The sequence below is a fragment of the Corynebacterium sp. HS2168-gen11 genome (genome assembly GCF_024834075.1).
Classification (GTDB): Bacteria; Actinomycetota; Actinomycetes; order Mycobacteriales; family Mycobacteriaceae; genus Corynebacterium.
In genome coordinates, this window is sequence record NZ_JANUXR010000006.1 from 1 (window position 1) to 24,772 (window position 24,772).

16 protein-coding genes are annotated in these 24,772 nt (G+C 47.4%); 7 read left to right on the forward strand and 9 right to left on the reverse strand.

Going from position 1 to position 24,772, the window contains the following annotated elements:
• Window positions 1–601: 601 nt before the first annotated feature.
• Genes NXS99_RS05400 through NXS99_RS05410 form a run of 3 tightly spaced genes read left to right on the forward strand, consistent with a single transcriptional unit; the run spans window position 602 to window position 4,187 of the window.
• A complete protein-coding gene (locus tag NXS99_RS05400) occupies window positions 602–1,702 on the forward strand; it encodes an iron ABC transporter substrate-binding protein (RefSeq protein WP_259287640.1) in 1,101 nt (366 codons plus the stop codon).
• A 6-nt stretch (window positions 1,703–1,708) separates the two neighbouring features.
• Entirely contained in the window at window positions 1,709–3,214 is a 1,506-nt protein-coding gene (locus NXS99_RS05405; RefSeq protein WP_259287641.1) for an iron ABC transporter permease, read from the forward strand.
• Window positions 3,215–3,218: 4 nt separating this feature from the next.
• Window positions 3,219–4,187, forward strand: a complete 969-nt coding sequence (locus NXS99_RS05410; protein WP_259287642.1) for an ABC transporter ATP-binding protein — start codon at window positions 3,219–3,221, stop codon at window positions 4,185–4,187.
• Window positions 4,188–4,271: 84 nt separating this feature from the next.
• Here the strand turns inward: NXS99_RS05410 and NXS99_RS05415 are convergent, their stop codons facing one another.
• From NXS99_RS05415 to NXS99_RS05440, 6 genes are all read right to left on the reverse strand, one after another.
• Window positions 4,272–4,712: an Lrp/AsnC family transcriptional regulator gene (locus tag NXS99_RS05415; RefSeq protein ID WP_259287643.1), complete on the reverse strand. Its 441-nt coding sequence runs from the start codon at window positions 4,710–4,712 to the stop codon at window positions 4,272–4,274.
• A gap of 109 nt (window positions 4,713–4,821) precedes the next feature.
• Window positions 4,822–6,456: a hypothetical protein gene (locus NXS99_RS05420; protein ID WP_259287644.1), complete on the reverse strand. Its 1,635-nt coding sequence runs from the start codon at window positions 6,454–6,456 to the stop codon at window positions 4,822–4,824.
• A 624-nt stretch (window positions 6,457–7,080) separates the two neighbouring features.
• Window positions 7,081–9,954, reverse strand: a complete 2,874-nt coding sequence (locus NXS99_RS05425; protein WP_259287645.1) for a DEAD/DEAH box helicase — start codon at window positions 9,952–9,954, stop codon at window positions 7,081–7,083.
• Window positions 9,942–12,902 carry a DEAD/DEAH box helicase family protein gene (locus tag NXS99_RS05430; RefSeq protein WP_259287646.1) on the reverse strand — a complete coding sequence of 987 codons (2,961 nt, stop codon included), beginning with the start codon at window positions 12,900–12,902 and terminating at the stop codon, window positions 9,942–9,944. Before NXS99_RS05430 ends, NXS99_RS05425 begins: the two co-directional genes overlap by 13 nt.
• A 15-nt stretch (window positions 12,903–12,917) precedes the next feature.
• Window positions 12,918–14,891: a site-specific DNA-methyltransferase gene (locus NXS99_RS05435; RefSeq protein ID WP_259287647.1), complete on the reverse strand. Its 1,974-nt coding sequence runs from the start codon at window positions 14,889–14,891 to the stop codon at window positions 12,918–12,920.
• 269 nt (window positions 14,892–15,160) lie between these two features.
• Window positions 15,161–15,505 (reverse strand): hypothetical protein, encoded by a 345-nt coding sequence (locus tag NXS99_RS05440; protein ID WP_259287648.1) that lies wholly within the window; start codon window positions 15,503–15,505, stop codon window positions 15,161–15,163.
• Window positions 15,506–16,059: 554 nt separating this feature from the next.
• On the opposite strand from NXS99_RS05440, the gene NXS99_RS05445 reads away from it, so the two are divergent.
• The 4 genes from NXS99_RS05445 (at window position 16,060) to NXS99_RS05460 (ending at window position 19,919) form a co-directional block, all read left to right on the forward strand.
• A complete protein-coding gene (locus NXS99_RS05445; protein WP_259287649.1) occupies window positions 16,060–16,821 on the forward strand; it encodes a DUF5067 domain-containing protein in 762 nt (253 codons plus the stop codon).
• Window positions 16,822–17,635: 814 nt separating this feature from the next.
• Complete coding sequence (locus NXS99_RS05450; protein ID WP_259287650.1) at window positions 17,636–18,391, forward strand: DUF5067 domain-containing protein; 756 nt, start codon at window positions 17,636–17,638, stop codon at window positions 18,389–18,391.
• A gap of 131 nt (window positions 18,392–18,522) precedes the next feature.
• On the forward strand, window positions 18,523–19,314 hold the full coding sequence (locus NXS99_RS05455; protein ID WP_259287651.1) for a MerR family transcriptional regulator: 792 nt from the start codon (window positions 18,523–18,525) through the stop codon (window positions 19,312–19,314).
• Between the two features lie 131 nt (window positions 19,315–19,445).
• The gene (locus NXS99_RS05460) at window positions 19,446–19,919 is read left to right on the forward strand and encodes a DUF5067 domain-containing protein (RefSeq protein WP_259287652.1); all 474 of its coding nucleotides are present in this window, start codon (window positions 19,446–19,448) and stop codon (window positions 19,917–19,919) included.
• A 423-nt stretch (window positions 19,920–20,342) separates the two neighbouring features.
• On the opposite strand, the gene NXS99_RS05465 is transcribed toward NXS99_RS05460, so the two are convergent.
• Genes NXS99_RS05465 through NXS99_RS05475 form a run of 3 tightly spaced genes read right to left on the reverse strand, consistent with a single transcriptional unit; the run spans window position 20,343 to window position 24,696 of the window.
• Window positions 20,343–21,035 (reverse strand): TetR/AcrR family transcriptional regulator, encoded by a 693-nt coding sequence (locus NXS99_RS05465; RefSeq protein ID WP_259287653.1) that lies wholly within the window; start codon window positions 21,033–21,035, stop codon window positions 20,343–20,345.
• On the reverse strand, window positions 21,035–22,789 hold the full coding sequence (locus NXS99_RS05470; protein ID WP_259287654.1) for an ABC transporter ATP-binding protein: 1,755 nt from the start codon (window positions 22,787–22,789) through the stop codon (window positions 21,035–21,037). Before NXS99_RS05470 ends, NXS99_RS05465 begins: the two co-directional genes overlap by 1 nt.
• Window positions 22,786–24,696, reverse strand: coding sequence for an ABC transporter ATP-binding protein (locus NXS99_RS05475; protein WP_259287655.1), 1,911 nt, complete (start codon window positions 24,694–24,696; stop codon window positions 22,786–22,788). Before NXS99_RS05475 ends, NXS99_RS05470 begins: the two co-directional genes overlap by 4 nt.
• Window positions 24,697–24,772: the final 76 nt, after the last annotated feature.

The window sequence follows — 24,772 nt, forward strand, 5'->3', positions numbered from 1 at the left end:
AAGATTTTACAAGCCAAGCAAAAACTTGCCGGCCACAATCAAAAGCACATAACAGTAAAACAATCCCAATAACACTTTGAAAAAAATAAAAAGTACATTGGCACACTATTGAGTTCTCAAACAACATTCACATACCCGCCAACCAAACACATTCCGTATCAGGCTGAACAAGGCAGTGAAATGAAACATTAACCGAACATGAACAACATGTCAAATCAACACTGTTTCATCATTGTCACTCACAACCGTTGGCCGCGGCGACTCGAACTAATTTACACAGTCACCACACACAACACAAACCTGCAGGTGAGCGCACAATTTTAAGGAAAGAATGTGCAGTGTATTTGTCACAAGTTTGATTTACGTAACACACCACAGCACAACAGCTGCAACCGTTTAAAGTCGCACGATTAAACAAGTAAGGAGTTACGAACAACTCCAACCGCCTTACAACCCTAACCACCACCCCACCATCACCACAAAGGTGCGAAACAATTTCATGATTATCACATCATCCAAAAGTTGTACACATTCGTGATTGATGTTAGGCTAGGCACGCTTAATAATTGCGGCAACCCTATCTATATGAAGGAATCTTGATATGAAACGCTTTTCAATGCGCCTCCCAGCAATCGCCTTAGCACTGACTACCACTGGTGCGGCATTGGTTGCGTGCTCTTCGAGTAGCGATACAGAAGCAGCTATGACCAGCCCTGAAGCAGCATCATCCACCCAAGCTGAAGCGATGAAGGACACCAGCGATGACACTCTTGTCATCTACTCTGGTCGCAGCGAGGATCTTGTTGCACCACTTATCGAGATGTTTGAAAAAGAAACCGGCATTAAGACAGAGGTTCGCTATGGCAAGACTGCCGAGCAAGCTCAGTTGCTGCTGACCGAGGGCGAAAACTCTCCAGCTGAGGTTTTCTTCTCACAAGAAGCTGGTGCGCTCGGATTGGTTGCTGAGAAGGATTTGCTTGCACCACTTCCTGCAGAGGTTTTTGGTAGCGTCGCAAAGCAATATAGTTCTGCTGAGCAAAAGTGGGTCGGCGTCACTGGTCGCGCACGCGTGGTTGCTTATAACAAGGAGCAGGTCACCGAGGCTGACGCTCCGGATACGATCGAGGCTATGGTCGATCCAAAGTGGGCCGGCAAGATCGGTGTTGCACCAACGAATGCGTCGTTTATTTCCTTCGTGACGGCAATGCGCGTGGAAAAGGGCGATGATTACACCCGTAACTGGCTGCAGAAGCTGGTCGATAATGGTGCCAAGACTTACGCCAAGAACACTCCTATTTTGGAAGCTGTTGAAAAGGGCGAAATTTCAGTCGGCCTGATCAACCACTACTACTGGTTCAGCGCAGCTGCTGAAAAGGGCGGCGAGAATCTGCAAGCTCAGCTGAAGTACGGCAAGCCAGGCGACTTGGCAGCATTGGTAAATGTTACCGGTGTTGGCGTGTTGAAGAATGCTGAGAAGGATCCACAGGCTTTGAGCTTCGTGAAGTTCCTGCTTTCGCCAACCGCGCAAAACTACTTCGCAACCAAGACGTTCGAGTTCCCATTGGTCGAGGGTGTTGAGGGTCCAGAGGGTATTCCTGCATTGGATCCGTCTGCGAACCCAGATTTCGATTTGGCAAAGTTGTCATCCATTGACGAGTCTGCTGCGATGATCGACGAAGTTGGCTTGACCTACACGAAGTAATCATTCGTGTTGAAACCACACACTGCACTCATAGGGCTAGCGGGTGTTGTTGCATGCATTGCAGCAGCGCCGCTGGCCTTTTTGGGCGTGGAGCTGCTTTCTGCGCCGATCGAATCCATCACGCGAGTGTTTCAACGGCCGCAAACACTCGTAGTTCTCTCCAACACCGCCATTTTGGTGTTGACTGTCACCGTCGGCAGTCTCCTTCTGGGCCTGACCACCGCGCTTATACTCACGCGCATCCGACTACCGCTGATGAAATTTTGGTGGATCGCTGCCACATTACCGCTGGCGATTCCCTCATTTGTTGCAGGATTATCCTGGGTTACCCTTACTGACCTGCGCGGACTTTCAGGTTCCTGGGTGGTTCTCGTGCTATCAACCGCGCCATATATTACGCTTCCTACCGTTGCAGCTTTACGACGCAGTGATCCCAGCCTCGAGGACGTTGCACGATGCCTAGGATACGGTCGGTTTCGCGCGTTTTGCACCGCCACGCTGCCACAAGTTATTCCAGCTGCTGCTTCGGGAGCCCTACTCGTCGCCCTCTACTGTGTTGCCGAATATGGCGTGGTTTCGATCATGCGCTACCAAACACTCACCATTGGTGTGCAAGCAGCTTTTTCTGGCAGTTTTAATCGCTCTCTTGCAATTGTATTGTCCGCAATTTTAGCGGTATTCGCATTGCTTATTATTGGTGTTGAACGAGTCCTTCGCGCACCAACGCAGCGCTTTCGTATCCATGTTGCCACAGCTCCACCAGTACGCTCCAGATTCGTCACCGTAAGTGCCATATTCTGGTTGGCAGTTGTTTTTGGACTCAGCGTTGGTCTGCCTGTGGTTGATATCTTGATGCGTTTTACGGCAAGTCTTGCCGAACCACATGCTGAATATTTACGGATGCTTACAGCAGCAGGTGTGACGCTAGGCTTAGGGTTGTGCGCAGCTTTTGGTGCGCTGCTGCTGGCATTACCGATTAGTATTCTTCTATCGCAGAGATCAACGAAACTATTGCGCACACTCGAAACTTTTACCTATTTAGGTCATGGGCTACCAGGCATTGTGGTGGGCTTGGCGATGGTTTATATGGCACTGAAATTTGTACCAGGGTTGTATCAAACATTGCCGTTGCTGGTGATCGCGTATTCCTTAATGTTTTGTGCCAAGGCGGTAGGCAGTACTCGTACTGCATTAGCGCAGGTCCCAGCCAGTTTGCATGACGCTGCGCGTAGTCTTGGCGCTTCACCACTTTCTGTGTGGTGGCGAGTAACTGCGCATCTTTCGTGGCCGGGCATTGCAGCCGGCACACTTATCGTAGCGGTTACCGTTATGAAAGAATTGCCCGCAACATTAATGTTGCGCCCGATTGGCGTCGATACCCTGGCAACTCGCTTGTGGCAACTCAATGACATCAATGCCTATGGTGCAGCGGCTCCTTATTCATTGATGTTAATTGGCGTTGCCGCTATTCCAGCACTGCTGCTAGCACAAACTCCTAGCTCGGAAGGTTAATGCCGTGAATGATGCATTGCGTATTACAGATCTTGTCGCTCACTATGCAGATGAGCGCCGGCCAGTGCTGCAGAATATTTCGCTTGCTGTTACTCGCGGCGAGTTGTTAGCGGTTGTTGGGCCGAGCGGTTGCGGAAAAACCACGCTTCTGAGAATCCTGGCGGGTTTAAAGCAGGCTACCAGTGGCACCATTGAAGTTGATGGAACTGTGATTGCCACAGCCGGTGTGCATGTTCCGCCAGAAAAACGGCATATTGGATTGGTGCCGCAAGATGCTGCACTATTTCCGCATTTGACGGTGGCCGGGAATATAGGATTTGGGCTGCATCGTCACGCTCATCGGCGCGAAAGAGTTGCCGAAATGTTGAAATTGGTGCAGCTTGAAGACTTTGCCGACCGCAAACCATCCGAGCTTTCTGGCGGGCAGGCTCAGCGCGTGGCTCTGGCTCGAGCATTAGCGCCGAGTCCGAACCTCGTGCTTCTCGACGAGCCGTTTTCAGCCCTTGATGCAGGCTTGCGCAGCCAAGTTCGGGCAGATCTGACAGAAATTTTGCAAAAGGCGTGCACAACGGCAGTGTTAGTGACCCACGATCAAGACGAAGCGTTGTCGATCGCGGATCAGGTGGCGCTGTTGCACGATGGAGTTTTAGAACAAATAGGCACGCCAACCCAGGTGTACAATGCTCCGGCAACGGCGTGGGTCGCAAAATTTTTAGGCGAATGTGCGATTTTGGCAGATGGGACGGTGGTGCGCCCTGAGCATGTGCAGCTTATTTCTACCCCGACTGCAATGCCGGCAACGGTGACAGCGCGAGAATATCTTGGACATTCCACGATTTACTCGGTGACCTGCACCGATAACACGCAATTGCAAGCGCGTGTATTGGGTGCCCCAGCATATGAAGTAGGCAGCCAAGTCTTTGTACAACTCCCGGATGATCTGCATGTCATTGATGCAGCGGCGCGCGGGTAGGATGCGGCAAGCGACTGCTTGAGGTGCGGCAGGTTCAAGCTGGTAGGTTCCAGCACGTCAAGCCCACTACTCCCCTGCCGTCGTCTAATCGAGTGCCTTAATGACTTTCATCGTAATGCGAGAATCCACTCGCACCACGCCTTGATTACCCAGCAGCGTTTGCGTTAACCATTGCTCATAAGCGGCAGCATCGCGAACACGAACTCGAATAAAATAATCCGGACGCGAAAACATGCGACGAAGTTCAATCACTTCCGGCATCGCTGCCACGCGACATTCAAAATCAGCAATCGCCGGACCATCGTTTTTGCCCACATCAGCATGGACGATCACCTCAAAGCCTTCCCCTAGTAGCTTGGGGTCGACTACCGCGCGATAGCCCTTAATCACACCGGCTTCCTCAAGCCGACGCACTCGGCGCAAACAGGGCGCGGGTGTGAGATTGACAAGCTTCGCTAGCTCTTGATTACTCAAACGGCCATCTTTTTGCAATTCACGAATAATTGCGCGATCAATATCATCCATTCGTCTATTGTGACAAACATTGATTGAGGATGGCAATATTCTTGCGCATAGAACAGCCCTCCTGCAATGAAAAATTACAGGAGGGCTCTACGCAGTTTATGCTACAGGCTTATCGACGCAGCATTGGTGGTACATGCTTGAACAAGTATGCAAAACCGAGCAGTTGTGAGAGCAAGGAGAACAGCAGCACAATCACAGTTGCGATGCGGAAGGTACGAGCATCTTCAACTGGGTATACTGGCTTGCTTGGTTCAGTAGGCTTTACTGGCGTGCTCGTCTTGCTTGGTTCAGAAGGCTTCGATGGCTCGCTGGTCTTGCTTGGTTCAGAAGGCGTGGAAGTTTGAGAAGTAGTGGTTTCTTCGGTCTTATCCGCCAAAGCTTCAACTTTAGCCTTCCAATCAGCAACTTCGCTCTCGATTGTGGCAACGTTTGGAACAATCACACTCAGCTGCTGGTTGGTCGTGATCCGTTGCAAAGTAGCCTTGACTGCAGCAACGCGATCAGTCAAAGTTAGCAGCTTCTTCTTCAGTTCCGCTGCAGCAGCTGGATCTTTTGTTTCAGCAATCTTCAGTGCTTCCTGTTGCTTTGCCAATACAGCATCAAGACGCTCGATCACCGGAGCAACATCTGGCTTATTATCGATCTTGGTCTTGATAGCCTCAGCACGAGTCTTCAATGCCTCTGCTTCAGCTTTCTTTGCTTGAAGTTCAGCGAGGTTACCAGCCTCTTTCAGCTCGCGGATCTGATTGGTCAAGTTAGCTGCAGCTTCACGAATTTTAGCGAGTTCTTGCAAATCTGCACTGTCAGCACGACCTTCATAGTTCGTGACAATATCTTCAGCACTAGAAATCGCAGCGTATGCTTCGTTATATGCAGCATTCAGCTCTTCAGGGGTTGGGCCAGCAGGAGCTGCATCCTTCTGGTTCACATTACCGAATGCCTCAGCAAGCTTCGCTTTCGTTTCAGTGCTGTTCGTAGCTGCCTGTTGAGCTGCTTCTGCAACCTTGTCAGCTACTGCATCTCGACTAAATTCGACATTCGTAATCACCACATTGTTCAGGTCTTCATCGGTGACGCCAGATTCGCCGCGGTTTTTATTGAGGTAGGTTTCGTTTGTAATGCCATAGTTCAGCACAGCGAACGGCGATGAATCGTATGGCTTCGTACCTGCGATCGCAGCATTAATACCACTATTGGCATACCAAATATAGTCTTTGAAATCATTCAACTTACTACGAACAGCAGAATCCTGTTCAGCTGTAGCACGCTCTTGCAGAGTTGCTGTTGCTGCTGCGAATAATTCCTTTGCAGCAGCGGAGGCTTCTGGAGTCACACCTACTTGTTCCACATCAATAGCACGTGCATTTGGATAGTTGGATGCTTGCAGAAGCGTTACTGCAACACGCGCTTGTGCCAAGTATTGTGCTTGTTCAGCAAGGGAGCGACCTGCCCAACCATATGGATAGCTAGAGGCATCGATCGCATTGACTCCAGCTGCACCAGCCAACGCATAATAGTGACGAACTCGCTCGATACGTGACAACGACTGATACTGCCCAGCCCACTGCTGTGCATCATCAGGCGCACCGAGCAGCAACTTGTCTGCTGGAATTTCAGCAGCCGTTGCCGCAGACGACACAGCTAGAAAACCGGTAATTGGTGCAATTGGGGATACAACTGCTGCACCAGAAAACGCCAGTGCGGTGGTGAGCATCAGGACAGGAATACGATACTTCTTGTTCATAGCAAAAATCTCCAATGGATTTCTTCTTGGAAGTGGTTTTAGGTGAACTATGTAATGTGTGTAACGAAGCCTTAAACCTCATCAGAAAATAAGGCTTGCCTTAACTTACATCACTAAAGATAGCCTAAGCTGTAGATGGGTTACAAGGTGATGTGTTTTCCATACCCCCGAAAAACATATCATTGATTATATAAGTAATAGGTATGAATTACTTTCATTCTATTGATTGAGTTCTTCGCGCGTTTGTGTGGCTCCGGTTGGTGAAACTTTGTTGGTGATCGTAATTCGCCAAAATTGTACTCACAGCCTGATGTTGCACTGCTTATGCCCAATATCAAAAGCTGCTCACACCATCATCGCATCGTATGGTGGGCAACAATACGATGTGAATGCTCTTTTCATTTATGCATTGGCCTAGAGTAGACGCCTGGTATCCAATACCTCATGGGCTCAGAGTAGAGAAGTGTTCCTGAATGTTTGGAAAAAACATTTCTGAAAATTAGTTTTCTTGTTTCGCTAAGCGATTTTCCACAGTAAACATCGTAGCGCCAGAATAAACACAAAATTTCTTGTGCTAATTCTGGCGCTAGTCATTTGTTACGTCTTACGCGGTAACGTATATCCTCAGTTTAATTCCCAGTTAATAGTGAAGATCTCTCGACGTTTTTCAATAGCCTTGGCGGCATTGTAAGCGCTGTCTAGATATTGCTCGGATTCATCACGAAGACGGTTACGTTCGCTACGGAACTCGTCTTCAGCATCATCGATTTTACGTCGCCATTGCCGTGCTTCCTGCTTGAGTTTAATTTCTTCCACGGCGCTCATGGCCTTTCGAGCAGCTTTGTTTGCAGCAACTTCTTTTGCTTGATATTCACGAATCTTGGCATCAAACTTCGCTCTAAGGTCAAGCCGAGCAGCGTCGATAAGAGCTTCTTGTTGGAGCAAGAAAGCAGAGTTGCGGTTCGTAACTTCCTCATTAATCTGCTCAAGTTGGGAGATAATAGCAGCTTCGAATCCAGTATCATCAACCAAGTCTGGTGTGATGGTGACACTGTTAAGATCGAAAAGATCACGAATTTGTTCTTGATCCATTGGAGTACCATCATCAAGAAAACCAGCAGTCAACAAATACGATTCTTGGAGATTTTGTTTACCAACTCGCATTTGGAACGTGACTTCTTCGATCCGAACCCTCCCCTTTTTCCGTCGGAGCTTTTTCACCACAGCAGTAGCTCGTTCGGCATGATTCACGTCGAATACAATTCGCGCAGGAGGTGTTTGATGGTTCTTTGCATTGGCAATCACCCACGTACAGAGATCACTTGCATAGCGATATTGATGAGCGCTTTTACGAGATTCAGACTTGAAATAATAATCTCCTGTAGGAATACCACTCGCGGGCGACTCATGTAACGTGAACTGTGTACCAGAGGCATTAAAGCTGGCGTGAGACGCAAGTTCATGGCGCGTAACATTAATCAGGAGTCGTTCAAAGGCGTTAAGCACAACACCGGTTTGCGCGTCATAGGATTTGAGTTTATCGCGCACCTTCGGATCGAGATTGTCGAAGACTTTGGCTCGAGTTTTCTTCATTTCTCGATCGATCTGTTTCGCATATTTCGCTTCAAGCTCATTGAAAGCAGCATCTATCTCAGCAGCTGTCTTGCAGTTATCTAAGATGCTCGCAATCATCCTCTCAAAATCTAAGCCGTCTTCAATCTGGCCAAGTACCTCATCCGATGCACCGAACACAGATGTGAACAGCTGGAACTTTTCGGTCAGCAGTTCCAAGATGCGTTCTTCTGCGAGATTACCTTTATTCGAGAAGTTCACCACGATCACATTGTGTTTTTGTCCAAAGCGATGAACTCGTCCAATTCGCTGTTCAATACGTTGTGGATTCCACGGCAGATCGTAGTTGATAAGCATCGAACAGAATTGCAGGTTAATACCTTCAGCTGCAGCTTCAGTGGCGATCATGACACGTCCACGTTCACGGAATTCATCTACAAGAGCTTTACGACGATCAGCTGCCTGAATACCGGTTATGATGTCTCCACCCTTATTGTCTTTCAGCCACTTTTTGTAAATCGCAGTAGCATCAGCACTGGTGTTTGTGCCATTGAAGAGCACAAGCCCTTCTCCCCAACCAGCCTCTGTTAGTGTGCGCGCAAGGTATTCCTGTGTAACAGTGGAGTCGGTGAAGATAATCGCTTTTTCACGTGCTCCAATTTCACGAAGTTTCGCGAACCCTTGTTCGAGCGCATCGATAAGCTTCAAGGCTTTCTGGTTTACAGTAATGGATCGCGCAAAACGAGCATACTCACGTAATTCCTTAACTTCGTCAAGCATGGCTTGTTTTTGTCCTGAGCGGAGAGCTTCCGCTGCAACAGGAGTGTTTTCTGCTTCCTCTTTAACTTCGCTGGTTACGTCAAGATCAGCAATAATACTACCTGCATCATTACGCCGATGTCCTGCCTGTATTTCGACGTCAAGACGGTCAGCAGTTTTTTCGAGAGTAGATGCAATCGCATAGGATGAGGAGCCTAAACGTTTGCGCATAACCAGCGCAGAGAGATGTCGTTGAGACTTAGCGAATGCCCATAAAAATGGCCGTTGCAAATACTCATTAATCTTCTCATACAGCTCAGTTTCGTCCGCGCTCGGAGTGAACGCTATCGTCAGCGGCATACGCTCGGTAAAACGAATATACTTGTGTGCATCTTTGCGTAACGTCCGCTTCGCAATCAGCGCAACACGTTGACTGAGATCATCGTTACCAATCCCCTCAGCGTTATCAAGGTAGCGTTCTTTGAAAGCCTCAATCGAGTGAAAATAATCTGGCGAAAACACACTCACGAGCCCGTAGAGTTCTTCAAGGCGATTTTGTAACGGTGTTGCAGTAAGCATCACCGTTTTTGACGATCCCTTACAAATACGTGCCACGTTGGCCGCAATTTTCGCTTGCCCTGTCCAATAGGAACGCAATCGATGAGCTTCATCGCATACCACAAGATCCCAAGAGCGAGTCAGCTTTGCGGTTTGTGAGTTAGCGAACTCATAAGAACAAATCAAAATCTGATCTTTCGCAGTGGAACCTGTCAAATCTTCAATATTTGTCCGATCCAAAAGCTCTGAAGGCAAGGCAAACTTCTCATCGAGTTCTTGCTTCCATTGCTGACGCAATGAAGATGGTGCAATGATCAGTATCTTCCGGTTTCTTTGCGCCCAATACTGGGAGATGACGATTCCAGCCTCAATAGTTTTACCCAATCCAACTTCATCAGCAAGGATTACGCCATCCAAAAATGGAGTCTGCAGTGCGAATAATGCTGCATCAATCTGGTGCGGTTTAGGTTCAACCTGAGCGTCGAAGAGCAATCCTGCTAGCTTACCTACGTGATCAGATGCGTAGGAACGTTCAAGTTCATGAGCATAAAGTTTGGCTTGATAATCATTGATGTACTGCATCTTAGATACTTCTCTCAGAGTTCCCATCGGTCCGGCGTAGACACTTTATAGTCCAGTCCAATCGCTTCGAAGTGTTTTATCGCTGACTTGATCTTCGCGTTCTCTTTTGGACGGCGCTTTGAAGGGTCTTGGGTGGACTTCGTCTCACGCACCAAATATAGGGATTCAATACCGTCTTCATTTTTGACAATAGCCCAGTCTGGGTTGTAGTTCCCAACGGGAGTAGGAATAAGGAACTTATCGGGCAGTTTCATGAAGAGTTTGATATCCTCACGGCTATCGAGATAAGCAGCAAATTGTTTTTCCACATCAGATTCGCAACACACACGATCGAAATCGGTCTTTTCCGTATTGGTCACCTCATAGAGTTGATCGCTAAAATAGTCCTTCTTCGTGTCCGTATCGTTTTTTAGCTCACGAAGCTCGTAAATACTACCGCCAATCGGCTCATATTGGATCCCATCGATGATGGTATATGCAAGCTCATTTTGGATGGATTCGGTGACCATCTTGATGTAGTCATTTGGATTTTTAAGGAAGTCACCTAAACGATTCGACTTTAGTAGAATCTCGATAATCGTTTTACGGGTAAGCTTGGTTGACTCCTGGAGTTGTACGATAATATCGGGCAGCGGAAAGGATTCATTAAGTTTCTCATCCCGTAACCCCAGAACAGAATCTTTCGAACCACCACGTGTGAAATCCAATCCTGTGCGAGTAAGCTGGATGCGAATCGGCTCAATTGATGGAGCTTCCTTGATGCGCGTCACACACCGCTGTACCAAATCAGTACGATCAAAGCTCACATGATAGGTTGTACGCGCGGTGATCTTTTCCCAGAACTTCTCAAACTCAGGGGTTATATACATCTGCTTGTTGAGGGCTGGAGATACACGCGCACCTTTATTTTTGGTGATTGATGTATTCTTGCAATGCTCCACCTTATCAATTACTGCTTGTTCATAGTTTGCATACTGTTCAGGCAATCCGAGCGTAAAACCGATTTGATTCGGTTTCCAGGTGCCCAAAACTTCACCGTCTTCGTTGATATAACCTCTCGTATATAACGATTCCCAGATTTCTACGGAACGACTCGTACCTAAACAGGTTTCTTTACCATCTTCGATAAAGGACAATTCAGCGAACTCAGTTTTACGTACACGCCCAATGATGACACCGGCACTTCTATATTCTTCTTGGAGTGCAGCGGCGAATGCCGCATACGATTCTGACGACACAACTGTTAACTGTGCAAGCCCCGCATCTTTGAGACGTTCACCCTTTTGGTTGACAGGTAGCCGCAAACCGCGCCCGATCGTCTGACGGCGTTCTGTATCTGTAGACATTTCTCGCAAAGGGCAGATCTGGAACACATTCGGGTTATCCCACCCTTCGCGAAGCGCTGAGTGAGAGAAGATGAACCGCACTGGCTCATCCATACTCAACAATCGGGCCTTATCCTTCATAATTAATTCATAGGCATCATCATCAGCTTTTGTTTTGCCCGAAGAGTCCTTGAATGTAAGCTGCGCAGCTTTGCCTTTTCCGCTCTTCATCTGAGCGAAGTAGCCGGAGCGCGCTTCAATCGGATTCACAGGTAAGAAGGTGTGTGAGTCAGGTTGTTTCGCTCGTTCTTCTTGATAAATAGTGTCAAACCAGGTTGCAAAATTACCGTTTGCATCTAGATTGTTCATTCCCTCACCTAGGTAAGAGCTCACCTTATCGATGAAGAACAACGACAAAACCTTAATTCCTTGGGAATGGACTTGTGTTTCTTTACGAATGTGCTCACGTATAGTCTCGCGGATCATTGCCTCGAAAATAGCATCTTGATTTCCACCGACTACTTCCCCTACCCGCAAGATTCCATAATTGTTCAACTCGATCTGCTCAGGTAGCACGCTAATTTCGTTAATTCTCCAGTTACCCGCATATGCTGGGTTACCACCAGAAAGTTTTTCCAAATCCGCGCCCTGCGTTGCATTAACTTTCCGCTTGATGTACGAACCATCTTTCTTACGGCACATCAACTCTAGGCGTGCTTTAAAAGTTGAGTCACGCTTGACTTCAAGAAGTTTCACATACGGCTTAGCTGCGCCACCAATCTCTTGGATATCTGAAACGACAATCTTTTTTACAAGTCCAAGGCGGTGCGCATCAAGCGGATCAAGGCGATAGACAACGTTACGCTTTGTGCGATGCGTAGCCGAGTATCTCAAAGTACACATCGGGCGCAGTTCGGACACAGCAGACTTCGCGAGTAACGATTCCATATTCTGTGGTTCGTCCATGATTACAATCGGCCGCGTAGCTTGAAGCAAATCCAACGGACGTAACCCGGAAAGCGAATCTCGTTGCTGGTACATAATGCGGGTGTTTTTATCACCTCTGATCGCATCAATAGTCATCACCATAAACTGCAAGGACGTCGCCGTCGCGAAATCCCGTACTTCCTCAGCTCTATCACCAGAGTAGACGGTATAGTCCATGTTGATCTCTGGGTATAGCTGACGGAAATGTTGTTGCATCAGCTGAATGCTAGTTTTGACGCCTTCTCTAATCGCAACTGACGGAACCAAAATGATGAACTTATTGAACTTGTACTTCGCAGCTAGTTCAAAGGCAGTACGCAGGTACACATAGGTTTTGCCGGTACCTGTCTCCATTTCGATATCGAACTGCAGACCATCAACGAGAGTATCGTTAATTTCAAGACCGTTTCGATCTTGAATACGACGTAGATTGTTCAAGATGGTGTCTTCGTTGAGAATTAACTTGTTCTCATACACACCCATCTCGATAGAGATGTCCAATCCATCGTCAAAATTCGGGAACACAAGTGATGAGTTCACATCAACTTGCGACAACGTGGTCACTAGCTGGTTTGTATCAGCTGGCTGACCATCAAATAAATCTGTTACAGCCGCAATAGCATTGGTTTGGTAAGGCTGACTCGGGTCAAATTGGAAACGCATTATGTTGATCCTGCCTTACGCTGTCCGCAACTTGACATCGTGAGTATCACATTCTTGTTTCAGATTGGTCTTCAGCTCATCATCGCCAGAGAAGCAATCCTCGAGGATCACTAACCATACGGGCTCACATGCCACCAGCGCACGCATCTGATCCAAGGTTGGCTTAGTATGCTCATCCATATATGCAATTACCGAGTTATCAGCAATCTTGAACACATTCAGACCTGCGATCTCAACGGTATCGATCTTCTCTGACAAGGAGAAGCCAAGCTTTAATAAAAGCTCAGTCAACAGTGCCTCTGGACGGGCATTATCGTCAGCTGAGTCACCCAACTTCGCAAATAAATCGACAAGTTCGTTTTCTGAGAGCGTGGAATCTGCTTTCCACTTTGTGAAATTCGTATCTACAAGTTTGTACGCACGGAAACCCACATCGAGGGAATCTGCACGCCCATCCAACTTGCTGGATTCATCTTCGAGAATCTTCTTGCCCGCACGACGAATACGCTCACGAGTAATCTCTGAAATTGTCTCGAATCCAGCCTTACGTGCTTCAGACTTCTCAGGTGTAGATTCAGGTAATTGCACCGAAATGCATCGACGAGTACCACCATCTTCAGCGTTCAATTGCATAACCGCGTGTGCAGTGGTACCCGAGCCCGCGAAGAAGTCCAAAACTATGTCATGATCGGTAGCGATCAACGATACTAGGAGTTTAATAAGAGCAACTGGTTTCGGATAGTCAAACAGTGATGATGCCATTCCTAGTTTCGTAATGTCTGTACTACCAGTGCTCGTAGAAAGACCAGTGATCAAATCTTTAACAATGGTCCCGTCTATGTCTCTTACCTTGGTGTACACTTTCCAGCTTTCAGACTTTCGAACGAAATATAAGTCGTCAGTCTCACGCGCAATCTTCTCTCTACTCCATCGGAAAGCATGGTATTTGTGCTTGCCATTACTATTAGTGTGCGGAGAGATCTTTACGAAATCTGCATGAAGGTGGCTGTCAGATACTTCTTCGGTTTTTACTTCACCAGTTTCGGGGTTGAAGTAGATATCAAAAACGAGATTCGGTCGAGTTTCTTCATTAAATGCGGGATTGGTATTGTATAACTCGTTCTTGATAACAAAGGGGCTTTTCGCATCTTTTAGAATTTCATAGTTGAAGCCCTTATATGTATCTGGCATAAGCCGTTTAAGTTCCTCACTCGACGCCTTAAACTCAGGTACGAATTGTGCAGATCGCGCATAACACAGGATATATTCCTTAGTTACAGCCGCCCCAGATTTAGAAATTTGTCGACCTTTGAGATTCGAAACCCAAGTAAAAGTATTGAGATGATTCGACTCTCCAAAAATTTGGTTACACAATGAAGTCAGATTTGTCAGCTCATGATTATCAATCGAAATAAAGATTACCCCATCTTCACGTAGTAGGTTTCGTGCAAGTTTCAGACGCGGATACATCATATTGAGCCAATTAGAATGGAAACGCCCAGCTGATTCCTGATTCGTTGAGAGCCTTCCACTTTCATCGGCTTGCCCTGTCATTTCCAAGTAAGCACCAATGCCATCCTTGTAATCATCTTGATAAACAAAGTCGTTACCGGTGTTATAGGGCGGGTCAATGTAAATCATCTTGATCTGCCCGTAGTAATGCTTTTGCAAGATCTTCAATACTTCGAGATTGTCACCCTCAATGAAGACGTTTTGCGTAGTATCCCAATCAACAGAATTTTCATAGTCCGGTGCGAGAGTGGCTGTTGTCGGACTTTGAGCAGCGCGAATAGCTTGGGCTTTACCCTGCCAAGTGAGCCCGAACCGCTCCTTAGTATCTTCGACGTCACTGCCAAGAATAGTTTTAATGATGTCAAGATTGATCTTTCCATCAGCTATTGCTTCAGGAAACAGATCAGCAAGCTTTGCTGCCGCGTCGCTGGTGAAGTCTGGCGTCGTGTGTGGAATTTTTTGTAATATTTCGGTCATTTTTCACTCATTCGATAGTGGACAATCTTCAGCGTTTACTGAAGTTTTAATGGACGTATTTAGTACAGTTAGTTTCACCCATTGCTTATTGGGTTTAACATATTGCTTATGCGATACTCACATTTTTTCAATCTTACAGGGTAGAGTTAGCCAGTTCTAGAGCAAGATCGCTGTATTGATTTCTTCATTACATCTGAATCATTTCTCCGATTCTCGAGCAATCAGATCACAGGGCAATCGTGGCAATATTGCCCCCCCCCCTGCGCCGTTCACGCCTGTGAACGCAGTTGTTGTGCCAGCTGGTAGATCGGACAAAGATTCTTGAAAACTTCATGGCCGGTATAGGGAAAATTGAGATTGAGCAAGGAGATACCTGCGTCGAGAAGCAGTTGCTTTTTGGTATGGATCTTGCCGATATCGTTATTTTGCGGCAATTCTAACACTCGTAGTCCACGGCGGCGCTCGGCGTCGTCAAGAGCAAAGAAGCTTTGTCGCTCGATGTTTTCTGGACCGCGGCCTAAGTGGAAATACACCACCTGGTCTACGAAATCGCACAGAAAATACAACCACTGTTCGGCACTAATAGTGCTTTCCAGCTGATTGATCGATCCCACGTACACACCTTATACCTATGCTTTGGACCCCGCTGAAGCAGACAGCGGCACCAGATATAGAGCAGAACTTTAGATCGTTGGCGTTATCGAAGCGATCGATTCTCTTTTCAGTATCACTATGCAGATCAATGGTATGCGCGCAAGGTAGATAGGATTATCTCGAAGCCATAAAGGCGCACTTCTGTTACGCCATCGAATCGCACCGCACTCTACGGCTACCGATCAAACAGAGGACCATGTAAGCAAAACACAAGGCATTGCTTTTGCCTTCATACTCGCCAATCCAATCAAACTCATCTTTGACTGCTGCTGGCAGCAATTCCATTCAATATTTGATAACGATCAATAAATATAATCCTTAAGTTATTTACAATTAATATGCGTTGGTCCGTTCTTTTTTACCGGATCCAAAATGAGTTATTATCCATGTAATACGCTCATCATTTTTTGACATTTTCAATGCTTACACTATAAAATCTGTGTGAATTTTTTGTAATTCCAACATCGGCAAAGTCGAGAAAACTCGATCGATTTCAATTATAAGGAAGCGTATTATGGCTACCCCCCCCCCGCTAGAATCCGTTAACGAAGAATCGCAGCAATCTTCACTTCCGCTCAGCGCATTAGCGATTGCAAGTTTTGTCATTGGCATCATCGCTCTTTCAACGTTCTGGATTCCTATTGTCAATAATCTCATTTTCATTCTCGCCCTCGTTTCTCTTGGGCTCGGAATCGCAGCAGTCATAGTCACGAAGAAGAAGCACACCAAGCGCCGCGGATTCGCATTCGCGATTGCCGGAACGATTCTTTCCATACTCGCGATTGTCGGCGTGCTCGGAACGCAACATTTATATTCAAGCGCACTTGAAGAAGCACTTTCCGAAGCGGGATCACCATCGATTTCAGATGCTTCCGGTGACAAGGCGAAAGATAAAGCAACTACGGAGAATGAGAAAGACGATATTCAAATCTCGATTGAGAGTCTTTCTAGCCCAGTTCCTAATTATGAAGGAAAACCTGCGGTTATCCTCACCTACACCGTGACAAACAACACGGACGAGAACTTCTCTGTCATATCCCTTAACACAAAGGCTTTCCAGAATGGTGTTTCGCTAGAAGGGACAGTTTTCTTTACGGACAACCCAGAAGGATACAATCCGGAATCCTCACTGCAAGAGATTCAACCAGGCGGAACGGCAACCGTTACAGAGGCCTTCATGCTCAGTGATGAAACCTCCGACCTCGACGTTGAAATTGAGAACTCTTTTGATTTCATATCCGATACGAAGATAACAAAGACATTCTCACTGCAGTAGTACACCTACTGAATCACCCAAAGGGTCGCTCGTTATAATGCACGAGCGGCCCTTTCTCTATTCCCCTCAAGTACCATGCAGCTCAGATACTTGCTTTGAATCTGCTACGAGACAAGGCATACTTCTCAAACCAAGGAATAATGAGCCTCAGGAAACCGTCTCAGTGCAACATCTCAGCACAACGTCAGTGAAATAGCAGAACTGCTCAAAATTAGTATCCAGCGATTTCATCGCGGGGATAGCCTCGGCTTCACACTTGATTCCGACCGATCCTTTTTATAATTGTCGTTTGTACGCCACTGTTGCCGTCGAAAAGCTTCAGCAAGCACTTCTCTGCCGTAAAACGGGGATGTTTTTGGTTGCTTCTTGGCTCTCGGCAATCAAGGCGAGAACGTCGCATCGCGGAGCGGGAATTATTAACAGTGGGAATTATTGCGCGCTCACCACAATTAAATTGCTCACAACCATGTGCTGGTGGGAACTGCAGTGAGCGATAGAGCAGCATCACTACGCGAAAAGCCGAAAGTTTAGGGAAGGAACGGAATCTAGAACGGGAGGTCGAGGGAAAAGAGCGCTGGGGAGACACGTAATACGTTACGGCGGACAACATTATAAACGTGAAAATATTTACGCTTAATAAACCGTGGCCTGTTTTTTATTTCAACGAATATAAAATAAGTTGATTATTTATTAATACGCGCGTAACTTTTTGACAATATTAATGCTTGTCCTATAAAATTTTTACAAATTTTAGTCGACTCGAAACTGGCGCACGCGAAAAAGCTTGACCTATTCCCCATTAAGGAAGCACAGTATGACGATCCCTGAGTTTGTGAGTGGAATACCACAAGATTCCAAACCGCCTATCAGTAAACTAGCAGTTTCAAGCTTCGTGCTTGGCACCATTGCGCTTCTCACGTGCTGGATTCCTGTGGTGAATCTGTTTATGTTCGTACTTGGCCTTATATCCTTCGCGTTGGGAACCACCGCGATGATTACGATCCAAAAGCAACAACCAAAACCACGTGGCTTCTTCTTCGCAATCGTCGGCACAATCTTTTCTCTACTCGCACTTTTTGGAGTTATCGGCGCACAAACGGTCTATAAAGCAGATATCGAAAATACATTGGCGAAGCTACATGTGACAGCTGTCGGCAGTGGGACGGAAGAACGCGCTGATCAGAGCGTAGATCCTAGTGGCCATATTTCCATCGACACGCTATCCGCGCCGGTACCTGATTTCGAAGGAAACCCTGCAGTTATCCTCAGCTGCACCGTACGCGAGCGCATTGGAGATGCCTACCTATCACCGCACCCGATAAACGCAAGAGCTTTTCAAAATGGTAAAGAACTGAAACGATTTGTGTTATTCCGTTATGATCCAGAAGGTTATGACGCAAGATCTGCATTCCAGGGTTCTTTTGACGAACCCAGAACGGTCACATTACCTTTCTTGCTCGATGATGAAACCTCTGACGTTCGAATTGAAATTGAAGCTGAAATTAGAAACTCAGAGACTCAAGAGCTCATATCCACTATTAAGCTCGCAAAGACATTCTCACTGCAGTAATATATTTGCATAATCTCAAAAGGGCCGTTTGTCATGATTCGCGAACGGCCCTTTTCTCATCACTCCAAGTAATCCATATCACAGATACTCGCCTTGAGTCTGACACAATGTGAGGCACAAGAATAAAACTCATGAACGATGAACCTCAGTACACCGTCGGTGAAATTGCAGAACTGCTCGGAATCAGCATCCGTCAACTTCATCACTGGGATAGCCTCGGCTTAGCACCTGCATCCGACCGTTCCTTTGGTGGTTATCGTTTATACGACGCTGCTGCCGTCGAAAGGCTTCAGCAAGCACTGCTCTACCGCGAAACAGGGATGTCGTTGGCTGCTATTAAGGACATTCTTGACTCTGGGAAATCAAGGCGAGAACACCTGATCGCGCAGCGCGAATTACTACTTACTCAACAAAATCAAATAGCACAAAAGCTGTGTGCTGTTGAGAGACTTTTGGAGGATACGATGAGCGATACGCCATTATCGATGCATGAAAAAGCCGAGATCTTAGGGAAGGAATGGAATCCTGAATGGGAAGCCGAGGCTGAAGAGCGCTGGGGAGACACGCAAGACTGGAAGGTTTCCTATCAACGACAAGCTGCCATGTCGGCTCAAGATTGGCAAAGGCTTCAAGCCTCGACGGCGCAGGTGGAAGCAGCAATGGTCGAGGGGATCAATGCAGGTGTTGATCCAACCAGTGCCCGCGGAATTGAGTTAGCTGAAGAACATCGGCACGTGCTCAGCACATTTTTTGATGTTACACACGCGAAACACGTAATTATCGCGCGCGGATATCTCGCCGATGAAAGGTTCAAAGCGTACTACACCAAGCGGCATCCAGATCTTCCTACTTGGCTCGTGGCAGCTATCAATGCGAATGCTGCACATCATGGAGTTGATCCACAACAGGCACAATGGGGCTAAGCGAAGATCACTGAGTTTGCGATTGTTTCGGTGATGTTCATGCTTGCACGCGCGAACATCACCGAGGCAATACTCAGATCAGCGAAAAGCATATCTGAGTCCCTCATTGCATGATGCTCGTAACGTCATAGTTGCTAATTTTTCATCGAAGCAGGCAGTGGGACGGCAAAGGCGCTGACAGTGAGGTAACAGAAGAGCTTACCGAGTATAAGACTGACGAACGTGAAATCGTCATCGAAACACTTTTTGCTCCAGTTCCTGATTTCGAAGGAAACCCTGCAGTTATCCTCACATACACCACAAAATATAACTCTCCGCTAGAGGAGTCTGAGGATATTGAAAGGGATTATTCAGTCTATCGCGTGGAGGCAAAAGCGTTTCAAAATGGTAAAGAACTGAACAGACTTGTGTTATTCAGCCAGAATCCAGAAGGTTATGACGCAATGTCTGCAATATCGGGTGAGTTTCCTGGCGAAACAAAAACGGTCACAGTTCCGTTTCTACTCAATGACGAAAGCTCCGACGTTCATGTTGAAATTGAAATCAGGGACACACCAGATTCCTCGTTTAACACGAAGCTCACAAAGACATTCTCCCTGCAGTAATACTTCTGCTTAATCCTCAAAAGGGTCGCTCGTTGAAATTCACGAGCGACCCTTTCCCTTGTTCATCTCAAGTACCACGCATCTCAGATACCTTGGCTTGAACTTGGCACGAGACAAGGCGTACTCATGAAATCCAGGAACGATGAACTTCAATCCCCTATCGGTTCACGCTGTTGTCGTCGAAAAGCTGCATGAGTACTGCATTACTGCGAAACAGGCAATGCTTGATGTTGGGCGATCAACACGAAAACGCCTCAGGCGCGCAGCGAGGATCGCAGTACTACTAAGCAGTAAACCGTGGTCGGTTAAAAGCCACGGCATGCATCACTTCCCCACTGCAGGAAAACTCTCTCATGCGCGGGCAACTATGCTAAAACGCGCCATCAACATTGCGGGCAGAAAACACGTGCCACTGTTACCGCACTACTCATGAGTAAAAACTTGCGCCACATGCCCCAGGCCATGCGCAGGTGGTCGTATTCCGGCCTCTAATGCTGCGATAATAAATGCCACTTTCGGCTCAACGAAGTCTCGATAAGGATCGCGGCTATACACAAAAGCTGACAGATCCGTTCCTAACTGCTCATTGGAAAGTTCAAGATTGCGTTTAATGAGTTCGTTTCGTGCATGGTCGGTGGAATCAACTCGATATGTGCCGATTCCCAAGTGAGTTGAAATCACGGTATCGCCAATAAAATCTAGCGCAAACAGCACAAGGTTTTTATCCAAGCCAGTGGCGGTGAAATCTTCCACGATCGTTGCGGAGGCTTTCATAAAATTGACTTGCGGAAACGGATAGGTATACAGCGTCAGCGCAAATCCAGGAAATGCCTCACATAATTGCCAACAGTAGCGCGCCCATGCATGCAGCATATCTGGCCAGGAGCTTTGCGGAGACACCCAGGGCTGACGACGCGCAATGTCTTCCAGGCAGGCGGCCACCAAATCGTCGCGCGAGTTATAGAGCCGATACAAACTCGGCGCTCCTACGCCAAGAGATGCGGCGACCTGGGACATCGTGAAGGTATCTAACCCAATTTGTAACACTGCATCAATGACTTGTTGTGCAGTGAATTTAGGTTTCGGACCAGTTTTACGTCCCAGGCGCATGTGCATTATGTCAACGACCATCCTTTAGCAGCTTGGCGGAGTTGCCAAAATTCACGATACTTTCCGCCAGTTTCAAGCAATTCTTCATGTGTTCCTTGTTGAACAACATGACCGTGTGAATCCAAAACAACGATATGATCTGCTGATTGAATAGTTGATAGTTTATGCGCAATGACAATAAGTGTCGAACGTTGCCGCAAATACTCCAATGATTCAACGATATGTTTTTCATTCGCCGGATCTAATGCACTGGTCGCCTCGTCGACAAGCACAATTGCTGCTTGCTTGAGAATTGCTCGGGCAATCGACACGCGTTGGCGCTCACCACCGGAAAGGGCTCGGCCGCCTTCGCCAACTTTGGTATTCCAGCCATCAGGCAGACGTCGCACGATTTCGGTCACTCCGGCCAGCTCTGCAGCTTGGCGGATTTGCTCATCGGTTGCATCGGGATTTCCTACCCGAATATTGGCCTCTAGCGTGTCGTCGTATAAATAAACATCTTGGAAAATCCAGGCGATTTGTTTCATAACATCAGCAACACGCTGGTCTTTGACTGCGACACCACCGACGAGCACACTACCTTGATCGACCTCATAGAATCGAGCAATCAGGCGCGCTAAGGTGGTCTTTCCAGAGCCAGATGGTCCAACAATTGCGGTAAAGGAGTTCGGCTCGCATCGCATGTTTACCTTCTGCAGCACCAGTGTATCTGGGGTATAGCCAAATGAGACGTCACGAAGTTCCACCGCGCCTGGTTCTGTAATTGGTTTCGATGAGACTGGATCAACCAATACTGGTTCGTTCAGGATCTCGCTGACTTGTGCAAGCAGCGGCCGTGAGCTTTCAAGTCCCATGCCAAGGGTGCCAATTTCAGAAAGCATCGAGGTGAAGCGAAGCATAATTCCAATAAACACAATGCTTGCGATCGGATCATCAAATCCGAATGTTGCGCTCACCGCGATAATCATTGAAAATACTGCGATCCACTGGATAACCGTGCCGATGATAGCGTTGCCAAGCAATCCCCACCACAAGCCTTTCATACCTGCTTTTTCAGCATCCCGTGTGGCTTGTAAAAGTGGCTGGAAAGAACTTGCCTGACCACATGCGCGCAAGATCGGCTGTTTTTGTGCAAATTCCACCAGTCGGGCGGATAGTTCTTGGGATGGTGCAGCATTGATTGTTTCGTCTTGCTCTTTACAACGCTTGGCTGCCCATACGGCGACAAACATCACTGGCACGCTTATGGTTAACAGGATTCCCATTTTCGGTGACCATATCCAACATCCCACAAGCAAGATCAACATAGTGAAGGTATTTGCGATCATCGGCGCTAACATATGCGCAAAAGATTCACCGAGCATAATCATTTGTTTGGATACCAGCCTGGAAAACGTGCCGGCAGTTTCAGACGTGAAATACCCTAATGGTAGACGCGCAGCTTGGTCACCAATCTTTTTATGGAAACTTGCCATAGCATCTAAGGCAACTGAATAACTCATAATTGCCAGCACATATTCAACACCAGCTGCGATTACTCCTAAGCACAGTAAAACGCCAAGCCAGCCGCCAATGCCAAGACCCCATATATCTTGTTTCTTCACCAGCACAGTCAGGGCAGGCAAAAAAGCAGTCAGTGCTAAACCACGGATAATGCCAGCAATCACCGAGAATATGATGGTTAACCGCAGCCATTTTTGCCCTTGCTCACTCGAGAGCTGGAAAATTTGCTGGGTAATTCCTCGTGATGTCTTGTTCATGCTTGTGTCCCTTCCCATAACGCTACATACAACGGATGGTTGCTCACTTCTTGAGGGCTCCCTAATGCACTCAGCTTTCCATTTTCTAAAATCGCAATCTGATCAACTCCCAGCACTGATGCCGGACGATGTGCGATGACAAGAACTGTGCGCCCTTTATTGCCGGCCTTGTTACGGGCTTCGTCACCGGCCTTGTTACGGGCTTCGTCGCCAGCTTTGTTACGGGCTTCGTCACCGGCTTTGTTACGGGCTTCGTCACCGGCTTTGTTACGGGCTTCGTCACCGGCTTTAATTAAGCGAGTCAGCGCTGTTTGAATCAACGCCTCTGATTCTGGATCGGTAAACGCAGTTGCTTCATCCAAGATAAGAATTGGTGCATCAATCAACAGTGCGCGCGCAATCGAAAGTCGCTGGCATTGTCCGCCCGATAAATGCGTATCAACTCCATAAACGGTGTCAAGACCATGCGGTAATGCTGCAATTTCATCCGCAATTTGTGCATCCCGAAGGGCCTGCCAAATCTGTTCATCGGTGGCATCTGGGCTTCCCAAACGCACGTTGTCGCGAATCGAGAGCCGAAGGATCTGCGGATCTTGCAACACAAAGCTCACGCATCGATAAAGTTGATCATCTGGCCAGGTGCGAATATCGGTGCCGCCGATGGAGATTGTTCCGCTATCAGGATCAGAAAAACGAGCTAATAATGTAGCCAATGTTGATTTTCCGCCGCCGGAAGGTCCGATCAAGGCAGTGACAGTTCCTGGTTGCAGTGTTAAGGAAATATCGTCAACGGCTTGGTTGTCGCCGTAGCTAAACGAAACATGATCGAACACCACTGATTGCGGAGTACACAGATCAGGAGTGTGAACGTGCTCTTGAGTGGTGTGACTGATCTGGTCAATATTCAGTATGTTCTGGATGCGCAACGCTGCTGCTCCAGCCATCTGAATCGACCAGGTCATATTCGCTAAAATTTCGATCGACTGTGGGATCATCAGCGCAATAATGGCAGTCGGGATAACATCCGTTGGTTGTGCATAGCCATATTGCACCGCCAGCGTTCCCAGTCCAAGATTGGTCAGCAGCAAGATCGAAGGCGAAATCGTTGCATTGGCAACCGCTGAGGTCCGGAGCATCGGCCCGCACCACGCTAAATAAAACTTATGGAATTCCTCGGTTGCGCAGCGATAGCGTTCATGTGCTTGACCTGTTTTGCCAAAGGCTTTGACGACGGCGATACCTGTAATGAACTCAACCATAGTGGCAGAAACATACCCTAACCGGGTATCCATCTCTGCAGTTTTTTCGCCCATATCGCGCACCATATACCCCATCGCGCCCAGGTAGAATGGAAGCGTTGCAATGGCAATGAGCCCTAAAATCCAATTGAGATAAAAGGCGTAGCCAAGTAATGCCAACGGACTAATAATCGCAACCGTATTATCAACCGGAGCATGTGCGACGACTGTATGGATATCGGTTGTATCATCCTGAATAGCTTTGCGCACTAAACCCGAATTGGTTTTTGAGAACCAAGACAACGGGGCCCTAGAAATTCGATCAGCGATACGCTCTTGCAGTATTCTGCGCAACCGGATATCAGCAAAATGGGTAACAGTAAGTGCAATAAAATACAGTGCCAATTTACTCAGAAACAGCCAGAGCAGCAGCATAAGCGCACTGCGTACTTCCTCTGGATTAGGAGCGACATCCTGCTGCCATGCTTGCAGCAAGATTCCGGACAGCTGCACCAATACGATATATGGTCCAACCGAAAGGATTGCTGAAGTAATCGCTAAGATTCGTGCCAGCATGATCCGACCACTGATTGGCTGCAGCAGATCGTAAAACGCTCGCTTTCCGGCCTTGTCCTTTTCTTTATTACTTATTTCAGGAGTTTCAGTCATAATAATCTTCCCTAGTGTGAAGGTGTAGCCTGCTGAAGTATGCCGTTGGCATTCAGGTGAAGAATCCGATCAGCAC

What these genes read in the sequence shown, in the direction of transcription:
- NXS99_RS05400 (WP_259287640.1), top strand. Translation starts at nt 602, where the DNA reads ATGAAACGCTTTTCAATGCGCCTCCCAGCAATCGCCTTAGCACTGACT.
- NXS99_RS05415 (WP_259287643.1), bottom strand. Translation starts at nt 4,712, where the DNA reads ATGGATGATATTGATCGCGCAATTATTCGTGAATTGCAAAAAGATGGC.
- NXS99_RS05420 (WP_259287644.1), bottom strand. Translation starts at nt 6,456, where the DNA reads ATGAACAAGAAGTATCGTATTCCTGTCCTGATGCTCACCACCGCACTG.
- NXS99_RS05425 (WP_259287645.1), bottom strand. Translation starts at nt 9,954, where the DNA reads ATGGGAACTCTGAGAGAAGTATCTAAGATGCAGTACATCAATGATTAT.
- NXS99_RS05430 (WP_259287646.1), bottom strand. Translation starts at nt 12,902, where the DNA reads ATGCGTTTCCAATTTGACCCGAGTCAGCCTTACCAAACCAATGCTATT.
- NXS99_RS05435 (WP_259287647.1), bottom strand. Translation starts at nt 14,891, where the DNA reads ATGACCGAAATATTACAAAAAATTCCACACACGACGCCAGACTTCACC.
- NXS99_RS05445 (WP_259287649.1), top strand. Translation starts at nt 16,060, where the DNA reads ATGGCTACCCCCCCCCCGCTAGAATCCGTTAACGAAGAATCGCAGCAA.
- NXS99_RS05450 (WP_259287650.1), top strand. Translation starts at nt 17,636, where the DNA reads ATGACGATCCCTGAGTTTGTGAGTGGAATACCACAAGATTCCAAACCG.
- NXS99_RS05455 (WP_259287651.1), top strand. Translation starts at nt 18,523, where the DNA reads ATGAACGATGAACCTCAGTACACCGTCGGTGAAATTGCAGAACTGCTC.
- NXS99_RS05465 (WP_259287653.1), bottom strand. Translation starts at nt 21,035, where the DNA reads ATGCACATGCGCCTGGGACGTAAAACTGGTCCGAAACCTAAATTCACT.
- NXS99_RS05470 (WP_259287654.1), bottom strand. Translation starts at nt 22,789, where the DNA reads ATGAACAAGACATCACGAGGAATTACCCAGCAAATTTTCCAGCTCTCG.
- NXS99_RS05475 (WP_259287655.1), bottom strand. Translation starts at nt 24,696, where the DNA reads ATGACTGAAACTCCTGAAATAAGTAATAAAGAAAAGGACAAGGCCGGA.